Raw genomic sequence first — 24,379 nt, 5'->3', positions numbered from 1 at the left:
GCGAACCCCACATGGGGAGAAACATCGCGCTCCCGCTGCCGTCGTGCAGCGTGAGCACGGGGGCGGCGGGCGGCGCGCGGCACGCGATGATGAGCGCGGGGGCGTGTGCCGCGGCAAGTCGACACGCGGCGAGGCGGGCCGTGACCCCCGCAATGGACACTCGGTATCCGATGCGAGGATTGGGCGTGTGAATCCCGAGCAATGGTCAGCGTCTGCCCTGTACCGGTGTATCCGCGAAGTGGCCGAGTTCGTCGACGGTGAAGGGTGGGATCGGCCGCCGCAGCTGTTCGCCCTGGTGCCGACCGAGGATCTGGTGGCGGCGGAGCCCGCGCTGCTGGATCAGCTCGACGGCGGCAACGCCTACACCCCCATCGCGCAGGATCCGCTGCCGGAGGACGTGTCCGGGGATCCGATGGCGCTCGACGAGTTCCTGGCCACCACCAGTTGGCCGGCCGCGGTGCAGGGGGTGGTGCTGGTGCAGGAGATCCTGGTGCTGCCGCCCACCGCCGAGCAGACCCTCGACGATGCCATCGCGCCGCTGCTCGCCGACCGTGACGCCGCCGACGCCGCGGGACGCCGCGCCGCCGACAACCACCCCGACCGCCGCGAGGCCCGCCTCTTCGCGGGTGTGCTCCGCGACGGCACCGCGCTGTCGCTGCTGCACGTTCGACCCACCGAGGACGAGGAAGACCCGTTCGGCGACCTCGACCTGCGTACCGCGCCCAACCTGGCTCCCAACATCATCGAGGCGCTGCGGCACACCTTGGAGAACGAGCCGGAGGACTGACGCCGCGGGGCGGCATCGCGCCTACTCGCAGGTGGGGAAGTCTTTGCCCGCGTTGATGCTCTCCAGGGATTCGATTGCGCCGCTGAGGGTTTCGACACGGACCAGGCGCAGGCCGTCGGGCTTGCGCTGTGTGGCCTCGTTGCAGTTGGCGGCGGGGACCAGGAAGGTTTCGGCGCCGGCCTCGCGGGCGGCGATCATCTTGTACTGAATGCCGCCGATCGGGCCGACCTCGCCCGCCGGATCGATGGTGCCGGTACCCGCCACGAACTTGCCGCCGTTGAGTTCACCCGGGGTGAGCTTGTCGATGAGCGCCAGGCTGAAGATGAGCCCGGCGGAGGGCCCGCCGACCTCGGAGAGGTTGAAGTCCACCTCGAGCGGGCCGACCGCCGCCTCGGTCGGGGTGACGCCCAGGTAGCCCTTCTCCGCATCGTCGGGCCGCGCGCCGACGGTGAGCTGGACGGTCTGCTCCACGCCGTCACGTTTGATCACGATCGGCACCGTCGCCCCGGGTTTGGCGGACGCCGCCGCGTCCAGCAGATCCTGCACCGCGGTGAGGGGTTTGCCGTCCAGGCTGATCAGCTCGTCACCCTCCTTCAGCACATCCTTGGAGGGGCCGTCCTCCGCCACCGAGCGCACCGTCACCACGGTCGGCATGTCCAGATAGTGCAGCGCCGCCAGCTCGGCATTGTCCTCGGAGCGCTTGAAATCCAGCTTGTTGGACTTGTCCACCTCGTCGCGGGAGATACCGGGCGGGTACACCTCCGCGCGCGGCACCAAGCCCTGCTGACCGCTCAGCCACAGCCCGAACGCCTCGAAGATATTCAGCCCGTCGCGAACGGAGACCGTCGTCATATTCAGGTGCCCGGTGGTCTCGTCGACCGGCACTCCCCGCACCTCGACCACGGGTTTGTCACCGACCTCACCCAGCGTGTCGAACGTCGGGCCAGGACCGAGCGCCACGAACGGGACGGTGACGGCGCTACCCACAGCCCCCAGGATCAGAATGGGGATCAGAGCGGCGAGCAGGGTGAATATCCGACGGTTCACCGGGCCAAGGGTACTGGTGATGGGCGCGATCGCGACGCACCGCTGCGCGGATTGCCCTCCGCCGGGCTCCAGTACCGTAGTGGGTATGAGTGACTATCCGTTCGGATTCTCGAACCGCGACGACGATCCGGAGCGCAAGAAGCCGGGCGACGAGTCGGGGTCCGGACCGAACGATCCGTTCGGCTTCATGATCGGCGGACCGGGCGGTGCGGGCGGCTTCGACCCGTCGCAACTCGGGCAGATGCTCAGCCAGTTGGGCGCGATGTTCAGCGGGATGGGTCAGCCGGGCGCGCAATCGGGTCCGGTGAACTACGACGTCGCCAAGCGGCTGGCCCGCCAGCAGCTGGGCGCGGGCGTCAGCCCGGTGACCGAGGGCACCCGCCGCGCCGTCACCGATGCCGCGCACCTGGCCGAACTGTGGCTGGATGCCGCCACCACGCTGCCCGCGGGCGCGACCAAGGCCGTCGCGTGGACCGCCAACGACTGGCTCGAGGAGACGCTGCCCACCTGGAAGCGGCTGTGCGATCCGGTGGCCGAGCAGATCTCGGGCATGTGGACCTCCACACTGCCCGAGGAGGCCAAGCAGTTCGCCGGGCCCATGATGGGCATGCTGAGCCAGATGGGCGGGCTGGCGTTCGGCTCGCAGCTGGGCCAGGCGCTGGGTCAGCTGGCCAAGGAGGTGCTGACCTCCACCGATATCGGCCTGCCGCTCGGCCCGGACGGCACCGCCGCGCTGCTGCCCGCCGCCGTCTCGGAGTTCAGCGCGGGTCTGGAGCGGCCGGAGAGCGAGATCCTGGTCTATCTGGCCGCGCGCGAGGTCGCCCATCAGCGCCTGTTCGCGCATGTCCCGTGGCTGCGCCAGCAGGTGCTGGGCGCGGTGGAGGATTACGCCCGCGGCATCCGCATGGACTTCTCGGCCATCGAGCAGGCCGCGCAGAGCATCGACCCGATGTCGCTGGCGGATCCGTCGAAACTGGAGGAGCTGCTGTCGCAGGGCACCTTCGAACCGCAGACCACGCCCGAGCAGAAGGCGGCGCTGGAGCGGTTGGAGACGCTGCTGGCGCTGATCGAGGGCTGGGTCGAGGTCGTGGTGACCGATGCCGTCGGCGACCGGCTCCCGGGCGCGGGCGCGCTCGCGGAGACGCTGCGCCGCCGCCGCGCCACCGGCGGTCCGGCCGAACAGACCTTCGCGACCCTGGTCGGGCTGGAGCTGCGGCCGCGCAAGGTGCGCGAGGCGGCCGCGCTGTGGCGGCGACTGACCACCGACGCGGGCATCGAGAAGCGCGATGGGGTCTGGGCGCATCCCGACCTGCTACCGCACTCCTCGGACCTGGACTCCCCCGCCGGATTCATCGACTCGGTGATCGGCGGCGGCACCGCGGCCTTCGACGATCCGCTGGCACAGCTGGCCGAGACCGAGGCCCGCGAGAAGCAAGAACGCGACGAGAAGCAGGGCAACGGCGGGAACGACCGCGACGCCGGGGACATCGACATGCGCAAGGGCGACGACGACGCCTGACAACGGCGACTACGGCCGGAGCGAACAACGCTCCGGCCGTTCGTTTTTCGGCGGACGGCGACCGTGAAAGGCGCTTGGCGAACAGCGATCGACACGCGGCGACCAGCATGCGGCGAGCGGCGAGCGGCTCGGCAGTACATGGCGCGCGGCGAGCGGCTCGGCAATGCGTGGCGCGCGGCGACCCGGCGTGCGGCGTGCGGGCGACGAGTGATCAGCATGCGGCGCGCGGGCATGCGGCGCGACGGCGACGACCAGAAGCACACGGCACACGGCACAACAGCGACCAGCACACGGGACACGGCGCGACAGCGATGAGCAAGCGGCACCCGGCGGACGACGAGCGGCAGGCGGGCGACCGACGCTGCGGCGCACGGCGACCGACACACGGCGAACACGTGGCGAGCGGCGAACAGCGCGGCGGAGCAGCATGCAGCGAACAGCATGGCGGCGCGCAATTGGTGGGGCGGCGACCGGCGCGGCGGCGACTTGTGACCAGCGAGAGGCATGCGGCGTGCGGCGTGCGGGGCGGCGGCGTGCGGCGAGAGGCGCGCGGGTGGGTCTCCGCGGGAGCGAGGTACCGTGCGTTGGGCGGGGCGGCCGTCGCCGTGCGGCGCGCGAGTAGGTGGAAGCCCGGGGGTGTTGTGCACAATGTCCCGGGCGGGCTATCGGCCTGTGGATAGCCGTTCGAGTGCCTGATCAGCAGGTGTTTTCGCGGGCTGGCGTCGGGGCCGGGGCGCGCATACTTCGGGGTATGAGCATGCGTGTCCAGGGGCCGATGCTGCACCCGCGCTATCCGGTGCTGGTGCGGCGTGACGGTGGGGTTCAGGTGGGGTGGGATCCGGGTCGGGCGCTGATCCTGCGGCTACCCGGGGTCGACACCCAGCGGGTGCTGGCCTTCCTGCGACTGTTGGACGGACTGTGCACCTATCCGCGCATTCTGTGGCGCGCACGCGAACTCGGCATCGAGGCGGATACCGTGCGCGGGGTGCTGGCGGAGATGCGGACGGCCGGACTGCTCGCCGGTGCCGGTGCCGAACGAGTGGGGGGCATCCGGCTCCTGGGCGGGGTGCATCTACACGGGCGCGGCCCGCTGTCCGACGCCCTGCTGCTCGGTCTGCGGCGGATGGGCATGCGTCCCAGTCACTCCCGTGGACAGTCACCGCCCACCGCATGGCGGCCGCAACTGGTGGTGCTGGCCGACACCCTGGTGCCCGCTCCGGATCTGGTGGAAAGGCTGGTGCGGCTGCGTATTCCGCATGTGCAGGTCTGCGTTCGGGACAGTCACGGCGTCATCGGCCCGCTGGTGCTGCCCGGTGTCACCAGTTGCCTGTCGTGCGCGGACCGGTATCGAGCCGACCGCGAACCGGAGTGGCCGCACCTGGCGGCGCAGCTGCTGGGGCGGGTCGGCCAGGCCAGCGCGGCCGGTATCGCGGCCACCGCGGGCCTGGCGCTGGCCGAGATCGAGGCCGTCGCGGCGGGCGAGCCCGACCGTCCGCCCACCGTGCTGAACGCCACCCTGGAGCTGAATTTGGATTCCCGACGGCTCGACCGCCGCACCTGGCCGCCCCACCCGTCCTGCCATTGTCGGAAAAGCCCAGTTCAGGTCGAAGTGTGATGGAGGACACTATCTATGGAGTCGATGAAGATCAGCCAATTCCCATGGCACATCGGCTGGTACGTCGGCAATGATGGGGACGTGTCTGAGATTGTGAGCCGCCGCTCCTCCCGCAATGCCAAGTTGGCCAAGATTCCACTCGGTATCGCGGGCCGGGCGGCCGTAGGGTTCGGTCGCAAACTCGCCGGGGGCGACAAGAAGGAGATCAACGCCGAGCTGAACCAGCGGGCCGCCGAACAGCTGTTCGCGGTGCTCGGTGAGCTCAAGGGCGGGGCGATGAAGTTCGGCCAGGCGTTGAGCGTCATGGAGGCCGCCGTACCGGAGGAGTTCGGCGAGCACTATCGCGAGGCCCTCACCAAGTTGCAGGCCGCCGCGCCGCCCATGCCCGCCGCCGCCGTGCACAAACAGCTGGACCAGCAGCTCGGCACCGCCTGGCGGCAGCGGTTCAAGCATTTCGACGACGAGCCCACCGCCTCGGCCAGTATCGGCCAGGTGCACAAGGCCGAATGGTCCGACGGCCGCATCGTCGCGGTGAAGGTCCAGTATCCGGGCGCGGACGAGGCACTGCGCGCGGATCTCAAGACGCTCAACCGCATGGCGGGCATGATCGGCTCGCTCATTCCGGGCGCGGATGTGAAGCCGATTCTGGCCGAGATCAGCGAGCGCACCGAAGAGGAGCTCGACTACCGCATCGAGGCGGGCCATCAGCGGCAGTTCGCCAAGGCCTTCGACGGGCATCCGCGCTTCCTGGTGCCCAAGGTGGTGGCCAGCGCGCCCAAGGTGGTGGTCACCGAATGGCTGGACGACGCCACCCCGGTCTCGACCATCATCAAGCAGGGCGAGCAGGACCCGGCGGGCACCCTGGAACTGCGCAATCGGGTGGCCGGGCTGATGGCCGAGTTCCACTTCTCCTCCCCGGCGATCGCCGGGCTGCTGCACGCCGACCCGCATCCGGGCAATTTCATGATGCTCGCCGACGGCCGTCTCGCGGTCATCGACTACGGCGCGTGCGCGCCACTGCCACAGGGCTTCCCGCCGATTCTGGGACAGATGGTGGCGTTGGCCGTGGAGGAGCGTTTCGACGAACTCACCGAACTGCTGCACGCCCACGGTTGGGTGATTCCCGGAAAGCGCCTGAGCCATCAGGAGATTCAGGACTATCTGCGGCCGTTCACCGATCCCATCCAGACCGAGACCTTCCACTTCACCCGGCGGTGGATGCAGCGGGTGGCGGGCAAGGCCACCGACATCACCAGTGCGGAGATGAAAACCGCTCGCGCCCTACAGCTTCCGGCGGAGCACGTGATGATCTTCCGGGTGCTGGGCGGCTCGGTGGGCATCTGCGCCCAGCTGGACGCCGAGGTGCCGTTCATGGAACTCATGCACGACTGGGTGCCGGGGTACGCCGAGAACCGCCGGGCGAGCTGAAAAAGACTTTCCCCCACAGCGATACAGCCATCGCGGCCGGACCCCGAACGTACAACGACCCGCTCACTGCGAAGTGAGCGGGTCGTATGTGTTCCGTCCCCCCGTTGCGGAGGGGCATCACGCCACCGCGACCTTGCGCGGGCGGCCACGCGGCCGCTTGCGGGCGATCACGACACCCTGGTCGAAGATCTCACCGCCCCACACGCCCCACGGCTCACCGCGATCCAGGGCGGCGGTCAGGCAGCCCTGACGGATCGGGCAGGAGGCGCACAGCGCCTTGGCCTCTTCCAGCTGAGCGGGGCTCTCCGCGAACCAGAGGTCGGGGTTGCCGACCCGGCAGGGGATGTTGAGAGCGACTCCCCGGCGGGTGCGGGTGGTCGGGGTCACGTTTCGGCATGTCGCGCGTTCACGGATGACCGTGGTGGACACGTCTTCTCCTTCAGCTCGTGCAGCGGTCGTTGCGTTGTCTTCCGCGAAACCGGTGCCTGTGGCTGAAGGGCCGTTGAATCTGTGGCCACGGTTTCGCTTCTGGGCGATCCGTGGCCGGAGGTCAGGGAGTGTTCCCTACCTGGGTCGACTTCGGTGTCGACGCCTGATCACGGTCGCTGGGTGGGCATTGCGGGTGCGGGCTGCCGCCGGCAGATGCACCGGACGGAGTCCGGCCTCTGCGGTGGCGCCGAAGACGGCGAAATCAGCGATCGGCTGATCAGCGGTCGGCTGCCAGTCACCCTTGGGCTTGTCCTGCATGACGATGTGCGACGGCGCATAACGTCCGGTTTCGAAAACCTTGCGGAATTCGGAGACGCCGATGCCACTGCCGCGCACGCTGGACAGACGAATCCCCTGCGCGAGGATCCCCCGGGAGGCCGACACGACGGACGGCGCAATCGCTTGCATCGACAAAGTCGTCGACATTGCGTTCGTGGTCATTGGTCTGCCTCCCTCCTGAACTCGTTGCGATCGAAAGTGTTCATGCATGCGGGGTGACACCCCGGGTGCATGACAACCACCCTAAGCGGGCGATACATCAGTGCACAACCTATTTTTGACCTGCGTTTTTGTGCCCTGTCGCACCTCTTGCGAGGCAAGCCCCCGAAGCTGGGGGCATCGCCGCGGGAACTACGAGGAGGCGCGCAGCCGCGACCGCACGATGGCGATCACCTCCGCGCCGTACGCCTGCAACTTCTTCGCCCCGATACCCGGAATGGCGACCAGAGCGCGGTCGTCGGTCGGCTGCTGTTCCGCGATGGCGGTCAGGGTCGTATCGCTGAAAACCACGAAATGCGGCAGCGACAGCTCGTCGGCCTTCTCCCTACGCCATTCCTTCAGCGCTTCCAGCAGTGCGGGATCCAGATCGGCCGGACAGCGGGAACAGCGGCCGAGCATGGTCGCGGTGGTGTTGAGCAGTGGTCGCCCGCAGATCCGGCAGGTGGGATGCACGCGTTTGGGACCGCGGCGATCGGTGGTGTGCTGGGCGATGCGCGAGGCCGGGGAGTCGTCGGGGACCAGGCCGGCGAGGAAGCGGGAGCGGCGGCGCACCTTGCGTCCCCCCTCGGTGCGGGCCAGCGCCCAGGACAGCCGCAGATGCTCCCGGGCCCGGGTGACGCCCACATAGAGCAGCCGCCGCTCCTCCTCCAGGGCCGCTTCGTCGGCGACGGTATTGTCCGGACCGAGCACGTGCGCGATGGGCAGCGTGCCGTCGGCGAGACCGACCAGGAAGACGGCGTCCCACTCCAGCCCCTTGGCGGCGTGCAGGGAGGCCAGGGTGACGCCCTGGACCGTCGGCGGATGCCGGGCCTCCGAACGGGCGGCGAGTTCGCGGAGCAGGCCGGGCAGGTCCAGGTCCGGGTCGTGGGCGGTCAACTCCTCGGTGAGTTGCACCAGGGCCACCAGCGAGGACCAGCGTTCGCGGGCCTGCGCGCCGGTGGGCTCCTCGGTGGTGAGCCCGAGCCGAGCCAGCGCGGCCCGCACCAGGGTGACCAGGTCCGCGCCGCGCGCATCGGGCAGGTCGTCGCGACCGGCGGTCTGACGCAGCGTGCTGACGGCCTGGCGTACCTCCGGCCGCAGGAAGAAGCCCTCGCCGCCGCGCACCTGATACGGGATGCCCGCCTCGGTGAGCGCCTGTTCGTAGACCTCGGACTGGGCGTTGATGCGGTAGAGCACCGCGATCTCGGCGGCGGGCACGCCCTTGCCGAGCAGTTTCGCGATGGCGCGGGCCACGGCCGCCGCCTCGGCGGGCTCGTCGTCGTACTCGGCGAAGCCCGGCTCCGGGCCGTCGGCGCGTTGGCCGACGAGTTGCAGGCGGGTGCCCGCGATGCGGCCGCGCGCCGCGCCGATGACGCGATTGGCCAGCGAGACCACCTGCGGGGTGGAGCGGTAGTCGCGCTCCAGCCGCACCACGGTCGCCTCCGGGAAGCGGCGGGAGAAGTCGAGCAGATAGGTCGGGCTGGCCCCGGTGAAGGAGTAGATGGTCTGGTTGGCGTCGCCGACCACGGTGAGATCGTCGCGCTCGCCGAGCCAGGCGTCGAGCACCCGCTGTTGCAGCGGGGTGACGTCCTGGTACTCGTCCACCACGAAACAGCGGTAGCGGCCGCGGAACTCCTCGGCCACCGCCGGAAAATCCTCGATGGCGGCGGCGGTGTGCAGCAGCAGATCGTCGAAGTCCAGCAGCATGCCGTCCGGGGTGATCTTGAGCTGTTCGTAGGCCGCGTAGACGGCCGCGACCTTGGCCGCGTCGTACGGGGTCTCGCGGTGGTGGAGGGCCACCGTGGCGGCGTAGTCCTCGGGGGCCACGAGTGTGCCCTTGGCCCATTCGATTTCGCCGAGCAGGTCGCGCACGCTGTCGGTGTCGGCGGGCAGTCCGCCGCGCTGGGCGGCCTGGGCCACGATGGGGAATTTCCGGTCGATCAGCTTCCACGGCACATCGCCGATGACCTGCGGCCAGAAATAGCGCAACTGCCGCAGCGCCGCGGCGTGGAAGGTGCGGGCCTGCACCTGGGTGGCGTCACCGCCGAGTCCGAGCGTCCGCAGCCGCCCGCGCAACTCCCCCGCGGCCCGCGCGGTGAAGGTCACCGCCAGCACCTGATCGGCGCGCACGTGGCCCGCCGCCACCAGGTGGGCGATGCGGTGGGTGATGGTGCGCGTCTTGCCGGTCCCGGCCCCCGCTAGCACGCAGACCGGGCCGCGCGGGGCACGGGCGGCCGCCGCCTGCTCCGGATCGAGCTCGTCGAGCAGGTGATCGCTGGACTGGGTGGTGGTGGCCGGCACGCGCTCCATCATGGCAGCCGCCTCCGACACCGTGCGTACCCCGCACACCACGGCTGTCCGGGAACAGGTTCCGCACCCGGCGCGTTGCACGACCCGTGACTGCAACGGACCTGACCATGTACTCGACGACCTGGTGCGGCTACTGCCGCCGACTCAGGAAGCAACTCGACGAGGCGGGGATCACCTACGAGGTGATCGATATCGAGGAGAATCCCGCGGCGGCCGAATTCGTCGGCAGCGTGAACAACGGCAACCACGTGGTGCCGACCGTGAAATATCGGGACGGGTCCACCGCCACCAATCCCAGCCTGGCCGCCGTGCGGCAGGCCCTCGCCGCGATCAGCTGATCCGACGCGCACCGGGTTCGGCGCGGACGGTCCATGAAAAAGCCGCACATCCCGTTCGGGATGTGCGGCTTCGCGCTACCGGGTCAGTCGGTGCAGACCGATTCCTTGATCACACCGCGTTCCGGGCTGGAACTGCCGGTGAACGGGAACGGCAGCGGCGGCTTGACGGCCGCCAGCTTGTCGAGCGCCGCCCGCTCCGCCTCGGGACGGGTCACCCCGGTCCCCCCGTGGAAGCGCATCTTGTCTTCGCTCATGGCGACCGCGCCGCAGCCATTGGCCCAGCTGGCCAGCACCTCACAACCCCGGTAGCCGCATTCGGCGAGCGCGGCCTGCTCGGCCGACGCCCGATCCGGATAGTTCCAGGCCGAACCGTAGGAGGTGAAGTCGCTGAACGCGCCGACGGCGATGGCACCCCAGTATCCGTCCGGGCCGGGCTCCGCCGCAGCGGTGCCCATGCCGACGGACGTGAGTGCGGCCGCCGAGACAACCAGACTCATGGCGGCCTTACTCAGAAAACCCATCGAAAAATCTCCCCATCAGAAAACGGCTTCCGACGTGAAAGCCGTTCCAGTGATCTTGACGGGGATTAGTCCTGTTTGTCCAACAAGTTCCGAATAGTGGGAATCAGCCTGCGGCAGCCCAGGATTCGACAATCGTGCGCGCGATGGAAATCGATCCCGGCAGCAGCAACCGCGCATCGCCGCCGCCACTGCCCCACGCACCGGCCGCCAGCGCCTCGCGCACCTCGGCGCGGGTGAACCAGTGCGCCTCGGCGATCTCACCGTCGGAGAAATGCAGCGGCTGTTCGGGATCGGCCTGCGCGGCGAAACCCACCATGAGCGAGCGCGGAAACGGCCACGGCTGCGAGCCCAGGTAGCGGACCTCGCGCACATCGACGCCCACCTCCTCCTTGATCTCGCGCTCCACGCACCGCTCCAGGGATTCCCCTGCCTCCACGAAACCGGCCAGCAGCGAGAACAATCCCTCCGGCCAGGTGTGCTGGCGGCCCAGCAGCACCCGGTCGCCGCCGTCGTGCACGAGGCAGATGACGGCCGGGTCGATGCGGGGGAATTCCTGATGGCCGGAATCGCTGGTGCGCGACCACCCGGCGTTCGACGCGCGCGTCGGCGTGCCGTCGTGCGCGCTGTAGCCGGCCTTGTCGTGCCAGTTCAGCAGCGCGATGGCGGTGGAGAGCAGACCGGCGCCGAAATCGTCGAGATCGAGCGTCGCCCCCACGGCACGCAGATCGGTCAGCTCCCCCTCGATCTCGTTGTCGCGCACCGCCCACAGGTGGATCTCGCCGTCCACACCCAGGAACACCGCATGCGGCGACGGCTCGGCCGACAGCGTCACCGCCTCCTCCAGCACCACCGTATTACCCTCGACGCGCACCTGGCCGCGCCGGTTCATGCGCACCAGCTTCGCCCGCCCCCATCCTTCCTTCAGGGCCTGCTCATCGGCGCGGAGATGCTCCGCCCGATCGAGCGCGGAACGCGAGAGCACGGGCACGGCATTGAGATCAAATACGGACACAGCGTCTATTTTGCCCTTCGCTTCGCTCCGGGCGGATTCGCGTCAGAGATTGGCGCGGCGGAGGTACAGGAGTTTGTCGGCGGTTTCGAGGGCGTCCACCTCGGGTTCGCCGACGCGGATGAGCTGGCCTTCGCGGACCACGCCGAGGACGATATCGCGGAGGTGGCGGGGGGAGCCGCCCACCTCCTCGGGTTCCACGTCGCGTTCGGCGATGGCGAAACCGGCCTCGGGGGTGAGCAGGTCCTCGATCATGTCGACCACGCTGGGGGTGGTGGTGGCGATGCCGAGCAGGCGGCCCGCGGTCTCCGAGGACACCACCACCGAATCCGCGCCGGACTGGCGCAACAGGTGGGTGTTCTCGGCCTCGCGGATGGAGGCCACGATCTTGGCCTTGGCATTGAGTTCGCGGGCGGTCAGGGTGACCAGGACGGCGGTGTCGTCGCGGTTGGCGGCGATGACGATCGAGGCCGCGTTCTGCACGCCGGCCAGCCGCAGCACATCGGACTGGGTGGCCGAACCGTGCACCGTCACCAGGCCCGCGTTGGCCGCGCGCTCCAACATGTCGGCGTCGGTGTCGACGACGACGATCTCGGCGGGCTGCACGCCGTCGCCCAGCATGGCGTCGACCGCGGTGCGGCCCTTGGTGCCGTAGCCGACGACCACGGTGTGATTGCGCACGGTGTGCCTCCATCGCTGAATCTTGAAAGCCTGCCGGGACCGTTCGGTCAGCACGGACAGGGTGGTGCCGACCAGGACGATCAGGAACAGCACCCGCAGCGGGGTGATGACCAGGATATTGACCAGCCGGGCCTTGTCGGTGACGGGCGCGATGTCGCCGTACCCGGTGGTGGACAGCGAAACCGTCGAGTAGTACAGCGCGTCCATGAGGGACAGCTCACCGTCGGTGTTGTCGTTGTAGCCGTCGCGCCCGATGTAGACCACGGTGGTGGCGAGGGCCAGCAGCAGCACGGCCATGCCGATCCGGCGCCACAGCAGCCGCCAGGGGCTGGTCTGCGCCTCCGGGATGCGCAGGACGCCCACCAGGGCGAAGTCGGGGCGCTCGGTGAGTCTGCCCAGGCCGGGCGAGGAGTCACCGAACATGGGAACCACCGGCCCATCCGAAAGCGTCTAGCTGCGGCACAGGACGGCAGACTACCGGTCCGATCGGCGGGATGTGATGTCCGGACGGGGCGCGTCCGGAGATCGATCCGTGTCCTCCGGTGTGTCGGGCTCGGGGCCGAGCGGTGCGGCGGCGCCGATGAGCCCGGCCAATTCGCCTGGGCCGGGCAGATGTTCGGGGGCGATGGTGCGGCCGGTGCGCACGTAGTGGAAGGCCGCTCCGATCCGGTCCAGCATCTCGGCCTCGGTGGCGCCGGTGCGCTGGGCGAGCAGCCGCGCCCAGGCCACGCGGTAGACGGCCAGCTGCACGGCGACGGCGGCCTCCTCGGCGGGTTTCGGTTCCGCGCCGGTCTTCCAGTCGACCACCACCCAGCGGCCGTCCGGTTCCCGGAAGACGGCGTCCATGCGACCGCGCAGGACGGTGCCCGCCAGTGTCGTTTCGAAGGACACCTCGACCTCGACGGGATTGCGGTCGGCCCACGGCGAGGCGAGGAACGCCTCCTGGAGGCGGACCAGGTCGGCGTCGGTGTCGCCGATGTCGGACGCGCCGGGGAGTTCGTCGACGCCGAGCAGGCGCGACGCCCCGAACCAGCGTTGCAGCCAGGCGTGGAAGGCGGTGCCGCGCCGAGCGTACGGACTGGGCGGATACGGCAGCGGACGCCGCAGCCGGGCAGCCAGTTTCGCCGGATCGGCATGCAGGTCGACCAGGGCGGTGGCGGGCAGCTGCCCCGGCAGCTCGACCTCTCGGGCGGCCTGCGTGGCCGCGGCGTGCTCGGCGAGCAGGGCGTCGACATCGGCCGCCCAGCCTTCGGGATCGGGGTCGTCGGAGTCCGATTCGCCCGCAACGGTTTCGACGTCGACGGACAGATCCGCGAGCGGATCGGCACGCCGGTGCGGCGGTCCGTCACCGCCCCTCCCACCCGCGCTCGGTTCCGCGCGCAAGTCGGCGAGGGCCGCGCGGACCAGGGCGGCGGCGTGTTCGATATCGGGGCGGCGCTTGCCGAGGGGGTCGCGGGGCCAGGTGGCGGTGGGCGGGTTGTCGGTGAACGGGTTGGGGGTGTCGGGGGGTGGTGGGTCGTCCCAGCGGTCGATGCGAACGGCGCGGGCCAGCGTGCCGGGCTGTTCCGCGGCGCGCGCCAGGTCGAGCAGGAAGTCGGAGGGGCCCTTGGGCTTGGAGCCGGTCTCGGCCCAGTGGTGCGCCGAAACGAACAGGGCGCGTTCGGTTCTGGTGAGGGCCACATAGAAGAGGCGACGCTCCTCGTCGAGGCGGCGGGCGGCCAGTGCCTTCTTGTGCGCGTCCAGGGCGCGTTCCAGATCGGCGCGATCGTGGATATCGGTGAGGTCGAGCACCGGGACACCCTCACCGGCGTCGTCGCGCTGGCGGTCCCCGCGCAGCGCGGTGGGGAGTTCCGCGAGCGCGCCCATCCAGGTGGTGGTGCCGGTGCCGGACGGGAAGGTGCCGTCCACCACGTGCGGGACCGCCACCACCTCCCATTCCAGGCCCTTGGCGGCGTGCACCGTGAGCACCTGCACCCGGTCCCGGGCGACCTCGACTTCGCCCGGCTCCAAACCGTTCTCGACCTCCTCGGCGGCGGCGAGGAAGGCGAGCAGGCCGGTCAGCGAGGCGCGATGGTCGGCGGCGTAGCCGGAGACCACCTCGGCGAAGGCGTCCAGATGCTCGCGACCCGCGCCCGCCCCGGCGGCGGCGCGCCGGGCCTGGGTCTCCACGCCCACCCCGATGGTGCGCTCCACATCCGCGACCAGTTCCGGCAGCGGCTGTCCGCTCCGCTCGCGCAGGGCGGTGAGCTCCGCGCCCAGGGCATTGATCCGCGCGAAACCCTGCGGTGAATACTGTTCCGCCGCACCGGGATCGGCAATAGCGTCGGCCAGGCCCGCCTGTTCGGAGGGTTCCGGCGCGACCTCGCGCAGTGCGTCGTCCAGTGTCCCGGTGTCGGTGATGGCGGCCTGCTGTCCGCCGGGCTGTCGAATGGACAGCTCTCGGGCACGCCGGAACAGGGCGGCGATATCCGCGACGCCGATGCGCCAGCGCGCGCCGGTGAGGATGCGGATGGCCGCGCTGCCCGCCGACGGGTCGGCGATCAACCGCAGCGTGGCCACGACATCGGCCACCTCGGGCGTATGCAGCAGCCCGCCCAGCCCGACGATCTCCACGGGTAATCCCCGCTCCCGCAGGGCCTCCGCGAGCGGGGCCGCGTCGGCGTTGCGGCGCACCAGCACCGCCGAGATGGGCGGCTGCGCACCCAGGTCGGCGGCGGCCTCCCATTCGGCCGCGATGCGTTCGGCCACCCACTCCCGTTCGTCCGCGACCGTCTCGGTGAGGGCGAAGGCGAGCACGCCGTCGGTGGCGTCGGGCCGCGGGCGCAGGGCGTCCACGGTGACGCCCCCGCCCTCGGCCGCCCGCCGCCGCAGCGGATCGGCCACCAGATTGGCCAGTTCCAGCGCCTCCGGCGGGTTGCGCCAACTGGTGAGCAGCGGCAGCACCGGCGCGGGAATGCCGGGCGCACAGGGGAAGTCGGTGGCGAAGCGGGGCAGGTTGGCCGCCGACGCACCGCGCCACCCGTAGATCGACTGCATGGGATCGCCCACCGCGGTCACCGCGAGCCGTCCGCTCCCGGCCGGGTCGTCGTCGTGATCGGATCCGATGCCGCCGAAGAGGGAGGCCAGCAGAATGCGCTGGGAGTGGCCGGTGTCCTGGTATTCGTCGAGCAGCACCAGGCGGAAACGCTCACCTTCGGCGGCCGAGACCTCCGGATGCTCGGCGGCCAGCCGGGCGGCCAGGGACATCTGCGCACCGAAATCCAGTGCGCCGCGGCGGCGCAGCTCCTCGGCGAGCCGTTCCACCAGGGGCAGCAGCGAGATGCGCTCCTCCTGCACGGCGAGCAGGTCCAGCAGGGCCTTCTTGGGTCCGCCGCGCTGCTTGGGACCCGCGGGCAGGGTGTGGATGAGGCGGTCCAATTCCCGGTGGGCGTCCCGCAATTGGTCCGGCCGCACCAGGTGCTCGGCCAGCTGCCCGGACAGCGCCAGCACGGCCTCGGTGACCGAAACCGGGGTGCGGTCGATGTCGAGGTCACCGTCCCAGGTCGAGACGAGCCGATAGGCCAGCTGCCAGAGCTGGGTCTCGCTGAGCAGGGTGGCGTTGGGTTCCACCGGCAGCAGCAGGCCGTGTTCGGTGAGCAACCGGCCCGCGTAGGAGTGATAGGTGCTGATCTCCGGTTCGGAGCCGGTGAGCAGGGCGCGCAGGTGCCCGGTGGGGTCGATATCGCGCACCAGCGGGGCTCCGGCGAGCCGGGCCAGGCGGGTGCGGATGCGGGTGGTCAACTGCTGGGCGGCTTTTCGGGTGAAGGTCAGGCCCAGCACCTGTTCGGGTTCGACCAGGCCGTTGGCGACCATCCACACCACGCGGGCGGCCATGGTTTCGGTCTTGCCCGCGCCCGCCCCCGCCACGACCAGGGTCGGGCCGGGCGGGGCGGCGATCACGGCGGCCTGCTCGTCGGTGGGCGGGGGCAGGCCCAGCGCGTCGGCCAGTTGCCGGGGGGTGATCACTCGTCGGTCACCTGCCGACCGGTGTCCTGCACCGGGCAGCTGCCGGAGACCTTGCAGTGGCGGCAGCCGTCATTGCGCATGGCGAGATAGCTGGGGCCGCGGGTGGCGGCGGCCGCGTCGTGGATCACGCCGCGCCACCGGTCGATTCCCGCCTCGTCCAGGGGTGGCTGCGCACGCTGGGTGGCGCCCTCCCTACTGGACGGCTTGGCCACGTAGACCAGGCGGGCGCCGCCGGGTTCGCCGTCACCGAGCGCGCCCTCGGCGGCGGCGACCTGATAGGTCGCCAGCTGGGCGTGGTCCTCGGCGGCCTGTTTGGAGATGGGCGTCTTACCGGTCTTGACATCGACGATCACGAAGCGGCCCAGGGCGTCTCGTTCCACGCGGTCGACGCGGCCCTTGATGCGCACCGGCAGTTCGTCGGGGCCGCGCGCGGGCAGGGTGAGGTCGATCGGCACCTCGACGCCCAGCGCGGTCAGTTCGTCGCGGGTATTGCGCAGCCAGGCCAGGAAGGTGTCGACCATGGTCTCGGTGCGGCGCAGTTCCTGGCGGGAATGCCAGTTCTCGCCCTCCCGGGAGCTGGGGTCGACCTTCTTCCACGCCTTGGCCAGTGCCGCCTTCACCTGCGCCTCGTCGACCTGTCCGGCCAGGGCCTGCACCAGGGTGTGCACCAGATTGCCCTTGAGGGCGTGCACATTGTCGCCGTCCTGGCCGCCGTGGCGTTCCAGCGCCCAGCGCAGCGGGCAGGTTTTCAGCTGGTCGACGGTGGACGGGGAGAGACCGACGGCGCCGTCCTCGATCTCCCACAGCGGATGCTCGGAGCTGAGGTCGGCGGTGCCGTACCACTCGTCGGGGTGTGCGCCGCGCACACCGGCGGCGGCGAGGCGGGCCAGTTGGCGGGCGGCGCGGTCGGCGCGATCCGGATCGGCCTCGGGATCGCAGACGGCGCCGCGTAATTCGGCGATGAGGGCGTGCATGGCGAGCGCGCGACCCGGGTCGACCGGGGCGGGGATGCGGCCCGGTGCACCGTGGTCGGTATCGGCGTCGAGTTCGGCGAGGAAGCGCGACGGGGTGAGATCCTGGTCGCCGGTGACGGATTCGACGGCGGTCACCAGCAGGGAACGGCGGGCCCGGCCGCAGGCCACCAGCAGCAGCCGCCGCTCCTCGGCCAGCAGGGGTGCGGCGCGGCTGAGACGTTCGCCGGTATTCCCAACTCCGGCAATGACATCCACCAGCTCCTCGACGCCGAGCAGGGTGCCGCGCGGGCGCAGGTTGGGCCAGATGCCCTCCTGCACACCGGCGACCGCGACGGTATCCCATTCGCGTCCCGCCGCGCCGTGCGCGCTGACGATGGTGACGGCCTCACCCGGATCGGTGTGCGGTGCACTGTCCTGCGGAATCTCCTGCTGCTCCAGGTATTCCACGAAGCCCTCGACGGTGGCGTGCGGCAACCGGTCCACATACGCCCCGGCCGCCTCGAACAGCCCGACCACCGCGTCCAGATCCCGGTCCGCCTGCATCCCGACCGCTCCCCCGCGCTCGGACTGCCCCACCCACCGCCGCTCCAGGTTCGACGCCGTCCACACCGCCCACAGCGTCTCCTCCAGCCCCTCCCCGCGCCGCCGCGCCGCGCGTCCCCGCCCCACGGCCTTCAACACCCGCCGCAGCGGCGCGGACTCCACCTCGGTGAGCCGCCCCAGCACGGCCCGATCCCCCACGCCGATAATGAGATCCCGCAGTATCTCCGCCGAGGACCGATCGAGATCGGCGAACCGCTCCGCCTCCCGCTCTCCGTCCGGCCCGGTAGCCTGCCCGACTCGGACATCTTCCCGGCCGCCGGACACTGCCGCCCCGGTGCCTGGCGTTCGGCTGTCCGCCCCGGCGTCATCGCCCGGTGCGGCCCCGCTCGGTTCGGCGCGGTCCGTCCCGGGGCGGGGCTCGCTGCCGTCGACCGTTGCCGAATCGTCCGGGGCGGAAGCGTGCGCGTCGGCATCCGGTTCGGGTCGGCGGGTGGGGTGGCCGAGTTCGAGAACCGAGCGGCGGATGCCGCGGCGCAGGCGGCGCAGGCTGATCTGGTCGGCGCCGCCGAGGGGGCCCGCGAGCAGGTCCAGGGCGTCGTCGGCGGTGAAGGCGTCGGGGCGGGGGCCGGGGTGGCGGCTGGGGTCGCTGGCCATGATGGCGCGCAGGGTGAGCAGCGCCCAGGCCGCGCCGCGGCGGCGGGCGAGCGGGACCTCCGGCGGGGGCTGGCGCACGGGGACGCCCGCCGCCAGCAGCGCACGCCGCAGGGGGGCCAGCGACAGCGGGATGGAGCGGACGATCACGGCCATCCGGGACCACGGGACGCCGTGGGTGAGGTGCGCGCGGCGCAGATGGTCGGCGACGAGAGCCGCCTCCTTGGCCGGGGTGGTGAGGACGTGGACCCGCACCTCGCCCTCGAGGGCCGGAATGTCGCCACCGCGGCCAGACTCCCGCGCACCGACTCCGGCACGGTGACCGACACCCGTATCCGCGGTGCGGGCCGTATCCGGGTACGCACTCGCTGCCGCGTCCGACGCGGCAGCACGGTCGTCTCGCGCGCCGACATCCCGGGCAGACCCAACCCAGCCCGGCCCGGCGACCCACCCGGTACGCGGCCCAGCGGCTCGGTCGGTACCAGGCGCAGCCACTCGGTCGGTCGCGGTGCTGGCCGATATGGTGGCCTGTGCGGAGTCGCGGGCCGCGTCGGGCTCGGTGGCGGGGGCGTCGACCACCCGCAGGGTGACCGGCGGGGTGCGGTGGACGCCGGTGCCGGGGAGGCGGGCGGTGATGCGGGCCAGGGCCTCCTGGATGGCGGGGGCGCTGCGGTGGTTGTCGCGGAGGATGACGCGGCGGTCCTCGGGTGCGCCGGGGTCGGCGGCGAAGCGGGCGTCCGCGCCGCGGAAGGTGAAGACGGACTGGTCCGGGTCGGCGGCGATCACCGCGGTGGCGGGGCCGCTGCCGATGGCGCGAACCAGTTGGGCCGCTTGCGGATCCAGGTGCTGGGCGTCGTCGACCAGCAGGTGCCGGACGCGGTCGCGTTCGGCGGCGAGCAGCTCCGGGTCCAGCACCAGGGCGTCCAGCGCCGCGCCCACGAGTTCGGCGGCGTCCAGGGCGGGAGCGCTGGCCTCCGGGGTCTCCATGCCGACCGACCAGCGCAGCAGCATGGTCTGCTCGTACCGTTCGGCGAAGCGGCCCGCGGCCACCCACTCCGGATGCTGTTGGGCGCGCCCCAGTTCCACCAGGTCCTCGGGTCCGAGTCCGCGTTCGGTGGCGCGCAACATGAGATCGCGCAACTGTTCGGCGAAGCCGCCGGTGGGCAGGGCGGGGTGCAGCCGCTCGGGCCAGTACTTCGCGCCGTCCTGGAGTTCTCCGCGCAGCAGCTCGCGCAGCACGATGTCCTGTTCGGATCCGGTGAGCAGCCGCGGTGGCGGATTGCCGTGCGTCGCCGCGTGCGTGCGCAGCAGGCCGAAGGCGTAGGAGTGCACGGTGCGCACCAGCGGCGCCCGGGTCGCGCCCGGCACGCCGCCCAGCTCCGGAGCCAGCGCGGCGATGCGGAGGGTCAGCGCGTTGCGCACCGCGGTGGCCGCCCGTTTGGAGTAGGTGAGCACCAGCACCGACTCCGGATCCTCGCCCGCGATGATCCGGGTCGCCGCCAGATCCACCAGCAGCGCGGTCTTGCCCGTCCCGGGACCGCCGAGCACCTGCCACGGCCGCCACCCCGGTTCCGGTCCCACGCCGTCGAACAGCTCCCGGACATCGGCGTCCCACTCCGGGGAGTGGGACGCGGTCTGCACCCGGCGCACCAATCGCACCGAGCTATCCGATCGCATCACGCGGGCTATTTCAACAGACGCCCCCGACACCATTGTTTGCCCGGTCTTCGCCGAGTGTTCTCGCACACTCCGCCGACCCGGCACCTGTCGTACCCACCCGGCAGAATGGGGCGGTGGCCGATCTCCAGGTACATCGTTTCGGGCCCTCGACAGGGCCGCTCGTGTTGGCGCTGCACGGCCTGACCGGGCACGGGAACCGCTGGCGGGCGCTGGCCGAGGAGCAGTTGCCGGAGGTCCGGATGGTGGCTCCGGATCTGCGGGGACACGGGCGATCGACCTCGCTGCCGCCGTGGGACTTCGAGACCGTCGTCGCCGATCTCGTCACCGTGCTGACCGCCGAGACCGGCAAACCCGCGGTGGTGGTCGGGCATTCGTTCGGCGGGGCGGTGGCGATCCACCTGGCGCGCGCCCGCCCGGACCTGGTGCGGGCCCTGGTCCTGCTCGATCCGGCCATCGGCATCGATCCGGTGCTGCTGCACGACATCGCCCGCAGCACGCTCGAGCATCCCGACTACGAGAGTGTCGAGGCCGCGCGGTTCGACAAGTTGGAGACCGGCTGGGCCGAGGTGGAACCGCGGCTGTTGGACGCCGAACTGGCCGAACACCTGATGCCCACCGGCGGCGGCCGGGTCGGCTGGCGGCTGTTCGCCCCGGCCGTCCTGTCGTACTGGGGGCAGCTGGCCCGCGATGTCGTGCTGCCGCCCGCGGGGATGCCGACCGTCCTGGTGCAGGCCGCGAAGGTGCGGCCGCCGTTCGTGCCGCCCGCCTTCCGCGCCGCGCTCACCGACCAGCTGGGCGACCGGCTCACGGTGCACGACTTCGACTGCGACCATATGGTGTCGGAGGCCCGTCCCGCCGAGACCGCGGCGCTGGTCCGCGCCGTGCTGGCGACCACGTGACCGCCCACCGACCGGCCTCGACGGCCACCGACGAATTCCGACACGACCGGGAGCGCATGCGATGGCGACGACCGATGCCGAGATCGAACGAGTCCGCGCACTGGTGGCCCTGATTCCGCCCGGCCGCGTCGCCACCTACGGCGATATCGCCGCGGCGGCGGGCCTGTCCACCCCGCGCACCGTCGGCTGGATCATGCGCACCGATTCCGCCGACCTGCCCTGGCACCGGGTGCTGCGCGCCGACGGCCGCCCCGCCCCGCACCTGGCGGGCCGCCAACTCCAACGGCTGGCCGCGGAGGGTTGCCCGCTCCTCGACGATCGCGTGGACCTGCGCCGCGCCCGCTTCGACCTCGCCGCCGATCAGTCCCCGGGCGACTGATCGCGGTCGGTCGCGATACCGAGAAACACCTGCACACTGTCGGAACGGTTCGGGAAGTCGGCCCGAAACATCTGCACCGCCACGGTGCGGCGGACCGCGGTCTCGGGATCGCGGAGATGCAGCAGCGGCCGGTCCCGACCGTAGGCGGGGATGCCCTCGTCCCAGATGCGCCGGAAGAATTCGTAGCGGCCCAGATCGGCGAGCAGTTCGCTCGCGGCGACACCGGTCCCGGCCCCCGCGATGAGGCCGCGCAGCCAGCGCACCAGCAGGCGGGTCTCCTGCTCCCATTCCACCAGCACCCGGCGCGAGGACTTGTCGCCGAGCAGCCAGCGCAGCATATTGCCGTCGTCGGTGATTCCGGGAAAGGCCCGCGCGAAACTGTCGTTGCAGGCGAGCACGTTCCATCCGATATCGAGGTAGGCGGCGAGGTTCGGTTCGTGCAGCATGAGCGCTCGGCGCGGATCGTCACCGAGCCCACCGCCGAGCTCGCCGCGCAGTTCGTCGGGGGCGACGCGTTCACGCACATCGAATCCGGCGAGATCGAGCAGATACCGATACTCGACGGCGGACAGCGGACCGATCTGGTGCAGACAGCGGACCAATGCCTGGAGCACTTCCTGGGTCGGGCGCTCTCGATTGCCGTTCTCCAGATGTGTGATGTAACTCGCGCTCACCCCGGCGTTGAATGCCAGCCTTTCCCGGGAGACCCGACGACTGTCCCGCAACCGCCGCAGTAAATTTCCGAGTGTCGGCGGCTGCACCTCCCCTGCTTTGTCGACGCACCCCGAATTCGCTGCCATGGTTCTCCTCCGTCCCGACCCATCGCCAGTCGTACCTAGATATAAGTCACCCGTATTTAGTTGTCCACTAATAGTTTTCACGGTATTACGGCCGCCGGACGGGAAGTTTTCGTGGCAGTACACCGCGGAACACGTCGAGCTAACGTCCGGATTCGCGTTGCCGAGGGCTTGCCCGCTCGCCGGTCGGCCACTCCTCGGGAAATCCGTACTCGAGGACCTCCCGAATCAGCGAGTGCTCGAACCCGATTCGCCCGACCGGATCGAAGCGGATGATCCCGGCGGCCTGCGCGGTGGTGATGCGGTCCAGCAGCGCGGTTTCCGAGCAGCCCAGCAGCGCCAGCAGCCCGGCCACGTCGGCGTCGTCGCCGAGTCGGGCGGTGTAGCGCAGTGTCCGGATCACCTCGGCGGGCAGCCGCTCGATCCGGGCGCGCACGATATCGCGGACGCGCGGCGGCAGTTCGCGAATATCGCCGTGCTGCGCCGCGATTCCGGCGAGTTCGCGCACGAACAGCGGATTGCCGCCGGTGCGTTCGCGTAGGGCGGCGATGGTGTCGCGGTCCACGGCCGTCCCGCCGGCCGTCCGCACCATGCGCGCCACGGTATCCGGACCGACCCCGTTCAGTTCCTCCCAGGACACGGTGCGGTCGGCCAGCGCGGTCACGGTGGCGCGCAGTTCCGGCCCGGCCTCGGCCGGGCGCAGCGTGAGGATCAGCAGCACGGGCGCGCGGCGCAGCCAGGCGGTGAGCAGGCGCAGGATGTGCAGGGTCACCGGATCGGCGTACTGCAGATCCTCGAGCACCAGGGCGACCGGCCGGGCGGCCGCGACCGTCCGGCAGCGCTGTGCGATGGTCCGGGCGACATCGAAATAGCGTGCGGCCGAGAGCGATTCGGCGAATCCAGCGGGACCGTCCAGGCTCGCCGCGATATCCGCCCAGGCCCGCGCGGGCGGCCCGCCGTCCACGCAGCGCCCGGTGGCTACGGTCCACGATCGCCGTCGCAGCTCGGCCGCGACCGACTCCGCCAGATAGGTTTTGCCCATACCCGCCGCACCGGCCAGCCATATCGGGCGGGCGCCGCGCGCCCAGGCTTCGGCGGCGGCCGCGAGCACGGCGGCGAACTGTCGCGGATACCCGGTGTGCGCACCACCGGACGGGCCGGGGTCGAGCGCCGAATCCCGCCCTGCGGCAGGTGTTTCCGCGATCGCATGCACGGTCGGGCCGACTTGGAGCGGATCCGTCTGGTTGAGGATGGCCGACTCCAGGTCCCGCAGCCGTCGTCCCGGATACACCCCGATCTCCCGCACCAGGTACTCACCGGCACGGCGCAGCGTGGCCAGCGCCTCGGCCTGCTGACCGAGCCGATACTGGGCGATGGCGAGCAGGCGAGCGCCCTCCTCCCGCCCGGGCCGCTGGTCCAGCAGCGGCCGCAGCCCGGTCACCACCTCGGTCGGGCGGTCCAACGCGAGTGCGGCCTGTGCGCGCAGTTCCGCGGCCAGCAGACGCAGGTCGGTGAGGCGGTCGGCCTCGCCGACCGCCCACCCCGCGTCCTGGAAGGATTCCAGCGCGGCACCGTCCCAGCAGGCCAGTGCGGCATCGAGCAGTCGGCACCGGTCGGCCGGGTCGATACCGGTCCCCGATTCCCGGAGCCGATCCTGGTAGACGCGCAGCAGCGCCTCGAAATGCCAGGCGTCGACCTGTTCGACCGCGAGTCGCAGCGCGTAACCGCCGCCCTCGGACACCAGGACGGTGGCCGGTGCCCGCCGATGGCGTCGCGGTTCGAAAACCGTTCGCAGCTTGTGGATCTGGACCTGGAGCACGGAGGCGGCGCTCGACGGCGGCGTCCCCTCCCAGATATCGTCCACGAGCCGGTCCACCGACAACACCCGGCCGTGCGCCACCACCAGCCGCCCGAGCAGCGTGCGCGGGAGGCGACCGCGGATGTCGACGGGCGTGCCATCGATCACGACACGCAGCGGCCCCAGCACTCGTATCCGCCGATCGTTCATCACTTTCCCGGCCCGCCAAGTATTCTCACGCATCCGAGGCCGCACCTCGGCCGTTTGCTGAATATTAACGATTTGCCGAAGTGCCAAGTCGTACTGTCCCATTGGCGTGTCGCGGGCAATGTTCGAAATCACATCCGTGGAAGTAATCCGTTGGCCACCCGAATCTTTCAGGAAGAACCACACAGAAAGTCACCGAGAAGCCGGGACCCGGAAACTGTCTGT

At 70.9% G+C, this 24,379-nt stretch carries 18 protein-coding genes; 7 read left to right on the top strand and 11 right to left on the bottom strand.

Annotation, left to right across the window (positions count from 1 at the left end):
* Positions 1 to 178: 178 nt before the first annotated feature.
* Positions 179 to 787, top strand: coding sequence for a PPA1309 family protein (locus FOH10_RS04210; protein ID WP_425326150.1), 609 nt, complete (start codon positions 179 to 181; stop codon positions 785 to 787).
* 21 nt (positions 788 to 808) lie between these two features.
* Here the strand turns inward: FOH10_RS04210 and FOH10_RS04205 are convergent, their stop codons facing one another.
* Positions 809 to 1,834 carry a YlbL family protein gene (locus tag FOH10_RS04205; protein WP_143979692.1) on the bottom strand — a complete coding sequence of 342 codons (1,026 nt, stop codon included), beginning with the start codon at positions 1,832 to 1,834 and terminating at the stop codon, positions 809 to 811.
* Between the two features lie 85 nt (positions 1,835 to 1,919).
* Here FOH10_RS04205 and FOH10_RS04200 point away from each other — a divergent pair, with 85 nt between their 5' ends.
* The 3 genes from FOH10_RS04200 to FOH10_RS04190 all read left to right on the top strand — a co-directional run bounded on the left by FOH10_RS04200 (position 1,920) and on the right by FOH10_RS04190 (position 6,396).
* Positions 1,920 to 3,353, top strand: coding sequence for a zinc-dependent metalloprotease (locus FOH10_RS04200; protein ID WP_143979691.1), 1,434 nt, complete (start codon positions 1,920 to 1,922; stop codon positions 3,351 to 3,353).
* 751 nt (positions 3,354 to 4,104) lie between these two features.
* The gene (locus FOH10_RS04195) at positions 4,105 to 4,968 is read left to right on the top strand and encodes a hypothetical protein (protein ID WP_143979690.1); all 864 of its coding nucleotides are present in this window, start codon (positions 4,105 to 4,107) and stop codon (positions 4,966 to 4,968) included.
* 24 nt (positions 4,969 to 4,992) lie between these two features.
* Entirely contained in the window at positions 4,993 to 6,396 is a 1,404-nt protein-coding gene (locus tag FOH10_RS04190; protein ID WP_143983852.1) for an ABC1 kinase family protein, read from the top strand.
* A gap of 117 nt (positions 6,397 to 6,513) precedes the next feature.
* Here the strand turns inward: FOH10_RS04190 and FOH10_RS04185 are convergent, their stop codons facing one another.
* The 3 genes from FOH10_RS04185 to FOH10_RS04175 form a co-directional block, all read right to left on the bottom strand.
* Positions 6,514 to 6,783, bottom strand: coding sequence for a WhiB family transcriptional regulator (locus FOH10_RS04185; protein WP_186000881.1), 270 nt, complete (start codon positions 6,781 to 6,783; stop codon positions 6,514 to 6,516).
* A gap of 177 nt (positions 6,784 to 6,960) precedes the next feature.
* Complete coding sequence (locus tag FOH10_RS04180) at positions 6,961 to 7,326, bottom strand: hypothetical protein (RefSeq protein ID WP_029931675.1); 366 nt, start codon at positions 7,324 to 7,326, stop codon at positions 6,961 to 6,963.
* Between the two features lie 189 nt (positions 7,327 to 7,515).
* A complete protein-coding gene (locus FOH10_RS04175) occupies positions 7,516 to 9,675 on the bottom strand; it encodes an ATP-dependent DNA helicase UvrD2 (RefSeq protein WP_143979689.1) in 2,160 nt (719 codons plus the stop codon).
* 83 nt (positions 9,676 to 9,758) lie between these two features.
* Between FOH10_RS04175 and FOH10_RS04170 the strand changes: the two genes are divergently transcribed.
* Positions 9,759 to 10,010 (top strand): mycoredoxin, encoded by a 252-nt coding sequence (locus tag FOH10_RS04170; protein ID WP_280525739.1) that lies wholly within the window; start codon positions 9,759 to 9,761, stop codon positions 10,008 to 10,010.
* 83 nt (positions 10,011 to 10,093) lie between these two features.
* On the opposite strand, the gene FOH10_RS04165 is transcribed toward FOH10_RS04170, so the two are convergent.
* The 5 genes from FOH10_RS04165 to FOH10_RS04145 form a co-directional block, all read right to left on the bottom strand.
* Positions 10,094 to 10,531 (bottom strand): DUF4189 domain-containing protein, encoded by a 438-nt coding sequence (locus tag FOH10_RS04165; RefSeq protein ID WP_081592653.1) that lies wholly within the window; start codon positions 10,529 to 10,531, stop codon positions 10,094 to 10,096.
* A gap of 103 nt (positions 10,532 to 10,634) precedes the next feature.
* Positions 10,635 to 11,543, bottom strand: coding sequence for an NAD(+) diphosphatase (nudC, locus tag FOH10_RS04160; RefSeq protein ID WP_143979688.1), 909 nt, complete (start codon positions 11,541 to 11,543; stop codon positions 10,635 to 10,637).
* Between the two features lie 42 nt (positions 11,544 to 11,585).
* A complete protein-coding gene (locus FOH10_RS04155; RefSeq protein WP_143983850.1) occupies positions 11,586 to 12,644 on the bottom strand; it encodes a potassium channel family protein in 1,059 nt (352 codons plus the stop codon).
* A gap of 51 nt (positions 12,645 to 12,695) precedes the next feature.
* Positions 12,696 to 16,223 carry an ATP-dependent helicase gene (locus tag FOH10_RS04150; protein WP_143983848.1) on the bottom strand — a complete coding sequence of 1,176 codons (3,528 nt, stop codon included), beginning with the start codon at positions 16,221 to 16,223 and terminating at the stop codon, positions 12,696 to 12,698.
* Positions 16,223 to 20,071: an ATP-dependent helicase gene (locus FOH10_RS04145; protein WP_244962040.1), complete on the bottom strand. Its 3,849-nt coding sequence runs from the start codon at positions 20,069 to 20,071 to the stop codon at positions 16,223 to 16,225. The genes FOH10_RS04150 and FOH10_RS04145 overlap by 1 nt, the downstream gene beginning before the upstream one ends.
* Before the next feature lie 116 nt (positions 20,072 to 20,187).
* Between FOH10_RS04145 and FOH10_RS04140 the strand changes: the two genes are divergently transcribed.
* A complete protein-coding gene (locus FOH10_RS04140) occupies positions 20,188 to 20,973 on the top strand; it encodes an alpha/beta fold hydrolase (protein ID WP_143979687.1) in 786 nt (261 codons plus the stop codon).
* A 61-nt stretch (positions 20,974 to 21,034) separates the two neighbouring features.
* Positions 21,035 to 21,352, top strand: a complete 318-nt coding sequence (locus FOH10_RS04135; RefSeq protein WP_029931666.1) for an MGMT family protein — start codon at positions 21,035 to 21,037, stop codon at positions 21,350 to 21,352.
* Here FOH10_RS04135 and FOH10_RS04130 read toward each other — a convergent pair.
* Together FOH10_RS04130 and FOH10_RS04125 are read right to left on the bottom strand one after the other, a co-directional pair.
* Positions 21,334 to 22,152: an MmyB family transcriptional regulator gene (locus FOH10_RS04130; protein WP_143979686.1), complete on the bottom strand. Its 819-nt coding sequence runs from the start codon at positions 22,150 to 22,152 to the stop codon at positions 21,334 to 21,336. The genes FOH10_RS04135 and FOH10_RS04130 overlap by 19 nt on opposite strands.
* Before the next feature lie 139 nt (positions 22,153 to 22,291).
* A complete protein-coding gene (locus FOH10_RS04125; protein ID WP_186000708.1) occupies positions 22,292 to 24,190 on the bottom strand; it encodes an ATP-binding protein in 1,899 nt (632 codons plus the stop codon).
* Positions 24,191 to 24,379 lie beyond the last annotated feature (189 nt).

This window comes from Nocardia otitidiscaviarum, from assembly GCF_007362295.1.
Lineage (GTDB): Bacteria > Actinomycetota > Actinomycetes > Mycobacteriales > Mycobacteriaceae > Nocardia > Nocardia otitidiscaviarum.
This window is presented reverse-complemented; position numbering and strand designations above follow the sequence as displayed.